Source organism: Deinococcus yavapaiensis KR-236 (assembly GCF_003217515.1).
In the GTDB taxonomy this organism is placed as follows: domain Bacteria; phylum Deinococcota; class Deinococci; order Deinococcales; family Deinococcaceae; genus Deinococcus_A; species Deinococcus_A yavapaiensis.
The window spans coordinates 40,559-51,642 of record NZ_QJSX01000024.1; the positions used below are offsets into that span (position 1 = coordinate 40,559).

General features: G+C 68.6%; 6 protein-coding genes. 1 reads left to right on the plus strand and 5 read right to left on the minus strand.

All coding sequences use genetic code 11. The annotated features are described in order from the left end of the window. The first annotated feature begins 302 nt into the window (after positions 1–302). Positions 303–818, plus strand: a complete 516-nt coding sequence (locus DES52_RS20710) for a hypothetical protein (protein WP_110888739.1) — start codon at positions 303–305, stop codon at positions 816–818. Positions 819–831: 13 nt separating this feature from the next. On the opposite strand, the gene DES52_RS20715 is transcribed toward DES52_RS20710, so the two are convergent. From DES52_RS20715 to DES52_RS20735, 5 genes are all read right to left on the minus strand, one after another. Further along, positions 832–3,414, minus strand: a complete 2,583-nt coding sequence (locus tag DES52_RS20715; RefSeq protein WP_170131206.1) for a GAF domain-containing protein — start codon at positions 3,412–3,414, stop codon at positions 832–834. A gap of 110 nt (positions 3,415–3,524) precedes the next feature. After that, entirely contained in the window at positions 3,525–4,499 is a 975-nt protein-coding gene (locus DES52_RS20720) for an aldo/keto reductase (RefSeq protein WP_110888741.1), read from the minus strand. 12 nt (positions 4,500–4,511) lie between these two features. Beyond that, positions 4,512–7,100, minus strand: a complete 2,589-nt coding sequence (locus tag DES52_RS20725) for a PAS domain S-box protein (protein WP_110888742.1) — start codon at positions 7,098–7,100, stop codon at positions 4,512–4,514. Between the two features lie 72 nt (positions 7,101–7,172). Next, complete coding sequence (locus tag DES52_RS20730) at positions 7,173–7,937, minus strand: 3-hydroxybutyrate dehydrogenase (RefSeq protein ID WP_110888743.1); 765 nt, start codon at positions 7,935–7,937, stop codon at positions 7,173–7,175. A gap of 22 nt (positions 7,938–7,959) precedes the next feature. Next, positions 7,960–10,959: an AfsR/SARP family transcriptional regulator gene (locus DES52_RS20735; protein ID WP_110888744.1), complete on the minus strand. Its 3,000-nt coding sequence runs from the start codon at positions 10,957–10,959 to the stop codon at positions 7,960–7,962. Positions 10,960–11,084: the final 125 nt, after the last annotated feature.

The window sequence follows — 11,084 nt, forward strand, 5'->3', positions numbered from 1 at the left end:
GGCCTGACCGGCCGACACCGACGTGCGTTTCACCTCGTGACGACGTGCGAGGAAAGACCCTTCGCGCGCCCGAAGGAACACCCTGAACCGCTTCGGTCGGCGTCTGCTCGGCCTCGTTCGCCTCGTCAGCGCACTCGCCCCGTTCGTCTCACGTCCACGACGAAGAGTTCGCGCCCGCCGCCCGACGTGCCGCGTTCGCCCGACCTTTCTTCCCGCCCGGGACCTTCGCGTCCGGAGCGCGTCACGTTCGGTCATGTTCCCGTCACCGCCTCCTTCCTACCGTGAGCGTCAGGAGGAACATCATGAACATCCAAAGCGCCATCCTCGTTCTCGCCACCGCCGCCTCGTCCTCGCTCGCCGCCGCGCCCACCTCGCTCGTCGGCGAGTGGTACCGAGGGCAGCGCTTCTCTGCGGCCGTCTACGCCGCCGACATGAGCGGCTACCGAAGCGCGGGCGGCACGGAGACGGGCGAGCGTATGGTCTTGCATTCCAACGGCACGTACGAGTACGCGTCCATCAAGCCGGGCGCGCACATGGGCTCCACGCACACGGGCTACTTGGTGGCGTGCCGCTCGTACTCGGCGACGTTCGAGGCGGGAAAGTACACGGTGAAGGGAGACAAGATCACCTTCTACCCGAACGACAACATCGCCATGAACGTTCACGACGCGCCGCAATCGACGGGTTGCAAAGGCATGTCCTGGTCGAAACGGGAACCATCGGCGACGGAAACCGCGACGTGGACGGTGAAGGGTCGCGTGCTACGCTTCTCGCAGCCCGAAGTGGACAAGAACTTCTTCTACGAGTACCTGCGCTGACGTCGAACGCGGTTCAAGCGCCCTCGAGGTCGCTGCGCCTCGTCGGCAAGCTGAACGAGAAGATCGCCCCGTGCCCGAGGCGGCTCGACGCCCACACCCGACCTCCGTGCTTCGTGACGAGGCGACGTACCGTGGCGAGGCCGATGCCCGTTCCCTCGAAGTCCTCCGCGCGGTGCAGCCGTTGAAACACGCCGAACAGCTTGTCGGCGTACTTCTCGTCGAAGCCCACGCCGTTGTCGCCGACCGAGATCACGAACTCGCGCGGCGCTCGGTCGCACGTCACGGTCACGATCGAACGCGGTTCGTTCGACGAGTACTTCACGGCGTTGCCGAGCAAGTTCACGAGCACTTGGCGCAGCAGCAACTCGTCGCCCCACACCATCGGCAAGGGCGACACGCGCCACTCGACGTCTCGATCGGCGAAGTCGGGCGCGAGGTCCGCCTTCGCCGCCTCCAAGATTTCGCCGAGGTCGACGCGCGTGACGTGCAACGGACGGCGCGAGGAGCGCGCGAACGACAAAAGCGCTTCGATCATGTCGTTCATGCGCGCCGCCGACGACTCGATCACGCCGAGCGGACGCGCGGCGCGCTCGGTCAGGTCCTCGCCGAGGGCGCGCCGCAGCAACGCCGCGAAGCTCGCGATGTGCCGTACGGGCGCGCGCAAGTCGTGCGAGATGGTGTACGAGAACGCTTCCAACTCGCGATTGAGGTCCTCGAGTTCCGTGGTGCGTCCCGCGAGGACGTGCACGGCGCGCGCGCGTTGCAACGCGAGTTGCAGCTGTCCCACGGCTGTTTCCAGTAGCACCTTGTCCGCCCGCCCCCAACCGTGCTCGCGGTACAGCGCGACTACCAGCACGCCCAGAGGTTCGGCGTCGACACGAATCGGCAAGGACGCGAGCGAGTGCAGGCGCGCGAGGCTTTCGGGCGGGAAGTGCTGAGGATTCGGCGTGAAGTGATCGAGGTAGAGCGGCTCGCAAGTGTCGAAGGGCGTGTCGAACGACGGGGCCGCGCCGCGCCGCAAGCCTTGCCGCAACGCCGCCTCGAACGCCGCGTCGGGCATGACGCCTTTCACGGCGAGCGGCATCCAGCGCTCGCCGCGCACTTCGAAGTACCCGATCAGCCCCTCGGGCAGCAGCGTCCCCAGGATGTCCTGGGCCCGCTCGACGAGCCGCGTGACGTCCGTCTCCACGGCGAGGTCACGCGTGAGAACCGCGAAGGCGTCGAGGGCGCGCGTGCGCGCCGTGAGCTCGTTCGTGCGTGCCTCCACGGTGCGCTCCAAGGTGGCGTTCCACTGCTGCGCTTCCTCGAACAGCCGCGCGTGATCGAGGGCGAGGCCCGCGCGTCGCGCGAGGTCGAGCGCGAAGGCGACGTCCTCCTCGCCGTAACGCCGCGCCGTCTCGGTGGAGGCGAGGGCGAGCACGCCGACGGCGTGGCCGTGCGCCATCATCGGCACGCCGATGTACGACCGCAATCCGAGCGCGTGCAGCATCGCCGTGTGCTGAGGCGAGCGGCCCAACGCGTCGATGAGCGCGTCCGTCACGGTCGGCAACACGAGCGGCCGTCCCGTGCGCAAGACTTCGGCGGCGCCCCCGAGCGTGTCGAGCGAAATCGGCTCGAAGTCCAGAGCTTCCCGCAGCATGTCCGCCTTGTCGGGATCGACGTGTGAAACGGCGACCGCGCGCAAGACGTCGCCGCTCGGAAGGTACACGCCGCACCAATCGCCGAACTCGGGCACGGCGAGTCGCGTGAGCGTCGCGAGGGTCGCCTCGACGTCGAGGGACGCCGCGAGCAGTTCGCCCGCCCGCGCGAGGAACTGCTGCCGCGACGTGTGCCGACGCTCGGCGTCGGCGAGGCGGGCGCGTTCCAGCGCTTGCGCGAGGGACGCGGCGAGCTCGGCGGCGAACGTCTCGTCGCTTGGAGAGAGCGACGCGTTTCGATTCGAGCGCCAGACGAGCACTCCCGACGCCACCTCTCCGGATAAAAGCGGCAAGGCCGCCACGTCGCCCGAGTCGTCTCCGCGCTCGTACACGAGGAGGCGCTCTCTCCACGCGCGCATCGGCGCAGCGAGCCGCGTCCACGCGTCCGGGGCGGCCCCTTCGGTCGCGCCCACGACCTCCAAAACGTCGTTCCCCGTCACTTCGCGCAGCACGGCGCCTCGCGTCGCGCCGAGGGCGGGCAAGACGACGTCGAGGGCGGCGAGGGCGACGGCACGCTCGTCGGGAGCGTTCGACACGGCGCGTGTCAAGGCGGCGAGTCGCTCGCGGCGCGTCTCGCTCGTCTTGCGGGCGGTGATGTCGCGAAAGTGCACGGCCATGCCGTCCTCGATCGGGAACATCCGCACTTCCTCCCAAATTCCCAAGCTCGGCAGGAACGTCTCGAACTCGCGCGGTTCACGCGCGTGCATGACGTGCAGGTACTCGCCGTACAGCGGCGTGTCGCGCGCTTCCGGAAAGACGTCCCACAGCACCTTGCCGAGCAGTTCGTCGGGGGTCACGCCCGCGAGCGCGGCGGCGCGCGGATTGACATAGGTGTAGTGCCACTCGCGATCGAAGGCGATGACAGGGTCGAGCAACCCCTCGAGGAGCGCCAAGGCCATGGTGGAAAGATGCGAGCTCATGAGAAGACCGATGTCGTCGAGTCTAACTTACCGCGTCGGGCCGGAGGAGTTCCGGGGCGGGCCTTTCGTGAAGGTGAGATGAAGACACTTCAACGGTCGATGGTGCTCATGTCGGGGTAGCGCTCTCCCGCCACGACGCCCTTCGCGAAGATCGCGTCGAGACGCGAGAGGTCATCCGCGCTCAAGGCGACGTCGACCGCCCCGACGTTCTCCTCGAGGTACTTCACGCGCTTCGTCCCTGGAATCGGCACGATGTCATCGCCTTGAGCGAGCAGCCACGCCAAGGCGAGCTGACTCGGCGTGCAGCCCTTCTCGGCGGCGAGGTCTTGCACGACCGTCACGAGCCGCAGATTGCCTTCGAAGTTCTCGCCTTGAAAGCGCGGACTGAAGCGGCGGAAGTCGTCGGGCGAGAAGTCGTCGGGGCTCTTGATCTGCCCCGTGAGGAAACCGCGCCCGAGCGGGCTGTACGCCACGAAGCCCACGCCGAGTTCCCGGCACGTTGCCAAGACCTCGTCTTCGGGATCTCGCGTCCAAAGGCTGTACTCGCTTTGCAGGGCGGCGATGGGATGAACGGCGTTCGCGCGTCGAATCGTGCGCGCTGACGCCTCGGAAAGCCCCAGGAAGCGCACTTTGCCTTCGCGCACGAGCTCGCTCATCGCGCCGACCGTGTCCTCGATGGGAGTCTTAGGGTCCACGCGGTGCTGATAGTAAAGGTCGATGTGATCCACGCCGAGGCGCTTCAAGCTCGCTTCGCACGCTTGGCGTACGTACTCGGGTCGCCCGTCGATGCCAAGCCGCTCGCCGTTCGGGCCGCGCACGTTGCCGAACTTCGTGGCGAGCACCACGCGGTCGCGCCGCCCCTTGAGGGCGCGGCCCACGAGTTCCTCGTTGCGGCCGACGCCGTACATGTCGGCGGTGTCGAGGAAGTCCACGCCGAGCTCCAAGGCGCGGTCGATGGTGCGCAGGGACTCGGCTTCGTCGCCCGCGCCGTAGAACTCGCTCATTCCCATGCAGCCGAGCCCGATGGCCGACACCTTCAAGTCACGTAACGATCGCTGTTGCACGTCGAACCTCCTTCAATGATCCCCGGTGAAAACCGCCTGGTGAACGTCGGGCGCGGCGGCGTCGCGCAACGTGAAGTGCACGGTCGTACCCTCGCCGACCGTGGACTCCAGCCAGACGACGCCGCCGTGCCGCTCCACGATCTTGCGAACGATGGCCAAGCCGAGACCCGTTCCTTCGTAACGGTCGCGCAAATGCAGGCGTTCGAACAACCCGAACACCCGCTCGAAGTACTTTTTCTCGATGCCAATCCCGTTGTCCGAGACGGTGAAGTGCCAAAAGTCTCCTTCACGGCGCGCCTCCACGCGCACCAAGGGCGGCACGCCTTCACGGCGAAACTTCACGGCGTTTCCGACGAGATTTTGGAAGAGTTGCGTCAACTCGCCCTCGTCGCCGAGCACCGTCGGCAACTCGCCCGCCTCCACACGTCCGCCCGTCTCGTCGAGGAAGGCGGCCAGACGCGTGACAGCTTCGCGCAGCGGTCGTTCGGCCGGCACGGGGCGAGTCAAGTCGCGGCCCACGTTCAGACGCGAGAAGACCAAGAGGTCGTCGATGAGCACCTTGAGGCGCTCGGCGCCGCGCGTGACGAGCGCCAGGTACTTGCGGCCCGTGTCGTCGAACGCGTTCGCGTAGCGGCGGTTGAGAATTTCCGTGAAGCTCGCGATCGTCCGCAGCGGCTCTTGCAAGTCATGCGACGCCACGAAGGCGAAACGTTCGAGTTCCGCGTTGCTGCGCCGCAATTCCTCGTTGGCGCGTCGCAACTCGTCCTCCGCCCGCTTGCGGTCCGTGACGTCACGAAACATCACCACCGCCCCGACGATTTTGCCGTGCGCCGACCGCAAGGGAGTGCTGACGTACTCCACCGGGAAGAACGTGCCGTCCTTGCGCCAAAACACCTCGTCGTCCACGTGCCGAACTTCTCCGTCGACGCGCGACGTGAGAATAGGACATCCGGAGAGCGGGTAAGGCGTGCCGTCCGCGTGCGAGTGGTGCACGAGAGAGTGTTGAGGCCGACCGACGACCTCGTCGTGCTCGTAGCCGATCATGCGCAGCGCGGCGGGATTCGCGAACGTCGTGAAGCCCGCCATGTCGACGCCGAAGATGCCTTCCCCCGCCGAGTCGAGCAGCAGCCGATTGAAGGTGTTGAGGTGCTGCAATTCCTCGTTGGCGCTTTCCAAGGCGTACGTTCGCTCCTCGACGCGCGCTTCGAGCGTTGCGTTGAGTTCGCGCAAGGCGCGTTCCGCCGCCACGCGCTCCGTGATGTCCGTGTGCACCCCGACCCACTCGCGCACCGTCTCGTCAGCTTGCAAGACGGGCACGGCGCGCACGTGGAAGTGGCGGTACGTGCCGTCGGGCACTCGCACGCGGTGTGAGATGTCGAACGTGGTGCGCGTCACGACCGAACGCTCCCACGCGTCACGCGTGCGCTGACGGTCGTCAGGATGCACGGCGTTCAACCAGCCGTATCCTTCGTACTGCTCGCGCGTCTGCCCGGTGAGCCGCGCCCAGCCCGGCTGCTCGCCCAGCAACTCGCCTTCGGGACTGTTCGTCCACACCGCTTGCCGCGTGGCGTCCACGAGCGAGCGATAGCGCTCCTCGCTACGAATGGCGGTTTCGTGAAGGCGGGCGTTGCCGAGCGCAAGGGCGGCGCGACTCGCGAGTTCGCGCGCGAACGCCAAGTCCTCGTCACCGTACGCGTGCGTGGCGCGCGTCGAAGCGAGGCCCAGCACCCCGATCGTTTCGCCGCTCAGCACGAGGGGCACATGGATGACGGAGTGCATTCCGAGTTGCCGCAAGGCGTCTCGTCGCTCGACATCCTCGATCGCGTCGACGAGTTCTGTCGGCACGACGGGCAGCAGGAACGATTGCCCCGTCTGCATCACCCACGGAGGCGATCCGACGTCGGTCGCTTGAGCGGGATACTGCGTGAGGTACCAGCGCAGCAAGTCGATCTTCGCGGCGTCGTCGTGGCCGACCGCGACCGGCCACAAGGATCCGTCGTCGCGCGGCAGATACACGGCGGCCCAATCCGCGACTTGCCGAATCGCGAGGGCCATGATGCGCTGTAACGTCTCGCGCACGTCGAGCGACGCCGAGAGGGCGTCGCTGACTTCGGCGAGCATCGTGGCGCGGGCGCGAGCGTGGCGTTCCTCGTCGAGCAACCGCGCGTGCTCGAGCGCCCGCTCGGCTTCGCTCGCGGCGGCGAGAACCTGAGCGGAGCAGTCTTCGATGCTCGCGAGCAACGCCACGACGTCGCCGCGTTCGTCCCGAACGGGATGGGCGTCCACGCGGCAGTACCTCACGCCGCTCGGCGCGCTTGCCGTCGGCACCTCGTATTGAAAGCCGCGCAGCGCTTTGCCGCTTCGCAAGACGTCTCGGTAAGCGCGAACGAGCTCCGGCGGCACGGTGGGCACGACGTCTTGCAAGGCGCGGCCCGCATGTGCCTCGAGGGGCCAGCCGCTGAGCTGCGCGAACGCGGCGTTGACGCGCAAGCAGTGCAAGTCCGGGTCGTACAGCGCGTGCGCGACGCGCGCCTCCTCGAAGAGGACGTCGAGCACCGCGAAAATCGGCGGAGACGAGGAAGCGGACCGCTCGGAAGGCACGCTCCTATGCTAGCGACGATCTTCGTGACGCTCGTTCGTGAAAGCTCAATGAGCGCTTCATCTTCGAGCGCTTCAGCGGGCCGTCCAGCCCAGGTCGATGTCGAGCACGGCGCCCGTCATTCCCCACGCGCCTTCCGACACGACGTAGCTCACGAGCCCCGCGACGTCTCCGGGATCGAGCAGACGCTTGATGGCGGCGGGCTCCAGCATCACCTTCTCCAGCACCTCCTCCTCGGAGATGCCGCGCGTTCTGGCTTGATCGGCGAGTTGGCCTTCCACGAGGGGCGTGCGAACGTAGCCGGGACACACGGCGTTCACGGTAAGCCCCAGTGGGCCACCTTCGAGGGCGGCGGTGCGCGTCAAGCCGATCACGCCGTGCTTCGCGCTGATGTACGCGCTCTTGAACGGGCTCGCGACGTGCCCGTGAATGGACGCGACGTTCACGATACGTCCGTGGCGCGTACGCGTGAGGTGCGGCCAAGCGTACTTCGACAGCAAAAAGGGCGCGGTGAGCATCACGGCGATCATGCGCTCCCACGTGTCCTCGGGAAAATCGGCGATCGGATCGATGTGCTGAAAGCCCGCGTTGTTCACGAGGACGTCGAGCGAACCGAGGCTTGACACGGTCTCCTCGACGGCGCGGCGGCAATCGGCGCGCACGCTGAGGTCCGCTCCGACGAACGCGAAGCCTTCCTCACGGGCGACGCCCTCGGCGCGCTCACCGGGCAAGTCGAGAATCGCGACGCGCAGGCCGTCTTCGCGCAAACGACGCGCGACGGCCAGGCCGATGCCGGACGCGCCGCCCGTCACGAGGGCGCTTCGTGTGGTGCTGGTCATGCCTCACCGTACCGGCGCCGCGTTACGGCGACGTCGCACCGACGAGGGTGCGGAACAAAGCGCGCGTCTCCGGCAAGGGCGTGAGGCCAAGCGTCGCAAGGGCCCGCTCGCATCCCTGATAGGCGCGCACGGCGCCATGGGCGTTGCCGAGGGCGTACCAGGTGCGCAGCAAGACGCGCAAGGAAGGCTCGTGCGCAGGTTCGGCGAGCAAGGCGCGCTCGGCGAGGCGAGCGGCGTCCTCGAAGGCGCCTCGGTCGAACGCGGCGGCCGCCTCGGTCGTGAGCGCTTCCGGCAAGCGGGTCGCGTAGCGCTCGGCTTGCGCCTGCACGTCGTCGAGGTCGCACGCCGCGTAGCGTTCGGGCAAAGCGAGCAGCGCGGCGGCGCGGCCCGCCGAACCGGGCGCCGCGTTCAACACGCGCCACGCGTCCCAGGCGTCCACCACGAGGTCCGGCGACGGCTTGAGGCGCAGCCACTCACCGCGTTCGAGAAAGTACCCGTGCGGCTCGCTCGGCTCCAGCAGTTGCCCCAGCGCGTGCAAGACGATGCGCATGTTGCGCTCGGACACGCTGGGCTCGACGTCGGGAAAGAGCGCTTCTTGCGCGGCCTCGCGCGCGAGGCCGCCTTCGTGCGCGACCAGCAAAGCGAGCAGATCGCGCGCCTTCGCCCGTCCCCAGTCGCGCACCTCCACCCCGCCCCGCTCCAACACGAGCCGCCCGAGAACCCGCACGCGCACCTCCGCGCCGGGATGCTGAGCGGGCACGTCCGCGTAGCCGAGTTCCCGCGCGATGCCCGAGAGGTCGGCGCGGCGTTCGTCGGTCAGCGCGCTTCCGAGGCGCGCGAGCAGGGCGGCCCTCGCCACGCGCGTCCTCGCCACGCTCAACAGCGTCGATCTTGTCAGCAAAAACGGGCGGGCGAGCGCGGCTTCCCGCGCCGCGCTCGAATCCGAGCCGTCCACCGCGAACGACGCGAGGGCGGCGGCGTGCACGCCGAAGGTATCGCCGCACGCGGCGAAGTCGGCGCTCGCGCGGCGCAGTTCTCGGGCGGCGTCCTCGTGCCGAGCGTGCGCGAGCCCCAAGGCGAACGTGAGCCGCACGAGCGCCGTCATGTACCGATCGCCGCTCTCCTCGCTGATGGCGAGGGCGCGCTCGGCGAGGTCGCGGGCGTGGGGCGCGCCTTTGGCGGCGGCGAGGAACGCCAAGCCCATGAGAGGCTCGGCGGTGAGGCGCGGCGCCGCCGTGCCGTCGGCGAAGGCGAGCGCCTCCTCGTACGCGGCGCCCGCCTCGGTCCACGAGCCGCGCGCGAGATGCACGTGCCCGAGGCGCGACAACGCGAGGCTGCGCACGAAAGGACTTTCGAGGCGCTCGCCTTCGAGCGCGCCCGAGCGGGCGCTTCGTTCGGCTTCCTCGAGTTCGCCGAGCAAGGCGCCCACGAGGCTTTCGAGCAGCAAGGCTTCGCGGTGACCGCGCGCTTCGCGCTGACCGCCGAGCTCGTCGCGCGCTCCGGAGCGGGCGCGTTCGATGGCTTCTTGAAGGTGACCGCGCCGCAAGGCGAAGCGCGCGGTCTCGGTGATGTCGGGCCAGCGCCGACGCGCGCTCGCAAGGCGGCCCGCGTTGAGGTCGTTCTCGGCGCGCAGACGAGCCAAAACGTCGGGCTCGGTCGCGCCGAGCTCCTGCGCTTCGTGCAGCAGCGGCTCGGCGAGGGCGGGCCGTACTGTGTCGAGGTACACCCTCGCTCCGCCGAGCGCCCGTGCCGCTCGTGGCGCTCGATCATACGCGGACGTCGCCGCCGCGTAGCGACTGCGGGCGCGATGAACGTCGCCGAGCACCTCGTACAACTCCGGATTCGCCCGCATCGTCTCCTCGGGTAGGTGCCGCAAGGCGCGCTCGACGAGCGCCACGCGTCCTTGGCCAAGCCAGCGGCTCGCGTGCGCCGCCAGCAACGCCGCCGCGCGCTCCACGTCACCCGCTTGCAGGTGCGCGTGGAGCGCGAGGCGATGCGAACCGCTGTCCTCGAAATGCGCGGCGCCGAGACGCGCGAGCTCGCGAGCTTCCTCGGGACTGAGGGCCGCGCGCAGGTGGGCGCGCAGCAGCGGGTGCGCTCGAAATCCGCCGCCTTCACGCGTCAAGAAGGTTCCGCTGCGGGCGAGCGCGTCGAGGTACGTTGCGGCGCGCGGTTCGTTCAGGACGCGCTGAAGCAAGTCGGGCGTGAGGGTTTCGAAGACGCTGGAACGCCGCAGGAAGTCCCTCAGAGGTTCTTGCAGCGGTCCGAGCACCTCCTGGGCGAGGTACGCGAAGAGCGTCCCGAGTTGCGTCGACTGCGTCTCGAAGTTGCGCAGAGCGCTCGGCGAGAGGCGGCCGCTGGCGAGTACCTGCGCGAGAAAGCGCGCCGCGATCGGCCAGCCTTCCGTGACGCTCCACGCGAGTTGAGCTTCGTCGGGCGTCACCTTCGCGTCCATGAGGGCCAGCAAGGCGCTCATCTCGGCGCGGTCGAAGCTCAACTCGGCCGTTCCGAGGTGAAGAACGTCGCCTTGCGCGCCGAGCGTCGTGAGGGTGGGCGTGACGAGACTCGTGCGCGACAGCAGCGCGACGCGCGCCACGAGCAGCACCTCACGCGCCACGTCCTCCACGAGCGGATGCGTGAGGTGCTGCGCCTCGTCCAGCACCAGGAGCGCGCCGTTGGCTTCGAGAACGTCCGCCGCGATTCGCGCGAGCGCACGCGGAGACGCGCCGTCCTCCAAGGCGCGCTCCAAACGCTCGGCGTTCGGCAAGCGCGACAAGGCCCTGGCCAAACCGACGGCGAAGACGGACGGGTCGGCGTCCTCAGCGTCGAGGGTGTACCAGCACGCGAGGCCGAAGTCGCCGAGATGCGCGGCGAAGGTCGTGGTCTTGCCGTACCCAGCGGGCGCGACGCAAGCGACGATGCGCTCGGGACCGCGCAACAAGGACAGCAGCCGAGGGCGAGGCAGGGCGCCTCGAGGTTGAGGCGGCTTCGCGCGCCGAGGCGCGGGATGCTCGAGGGTCATGGACCTTCAGTGTATCCGCTCAAACCGAAACGCGGAGGTGAAGAGGAGCGCCCGTCTGCCGCTGCACGTCCCGCCCCTCCACGCCCGGCGCCACCTCCACCAACACCAACCCGTCGGGCGTCACG

Excerpts from the sequence above, each read along its gene's own strand:
- DES52_RS20715 (WP_170131206.1), bottom strand. The coding sequence starts at position 3,414 with ATGGCCTTGGCGCTCCTCGAGGGGTTGCTCGACCCTGTCATCGCCTTC.
- DES52_RS20710 (WP_110888739.1), top strand. The coding sequence starts at position 303 with ATGAACATCCAAAGCGCCATCCTCGTTCTCGCCACCGCCGCCTCGTCC.
- DES52_RS20735 (WP_110888744.1), bottom strand. The coding sequence starts at position 10,959 with ATGACCCTCGAGCATCCCGCGCCTCGGCGCGCGAAGCCGCCTCAACCT.
- DES52_RS20730 (WP_110888743.1), bottom strand. The coding sequence starts at position 7,937 with ATGACCAGCACCACACGAAGCGCCCTCGTGACGGGCGGCGCGTCCGGC.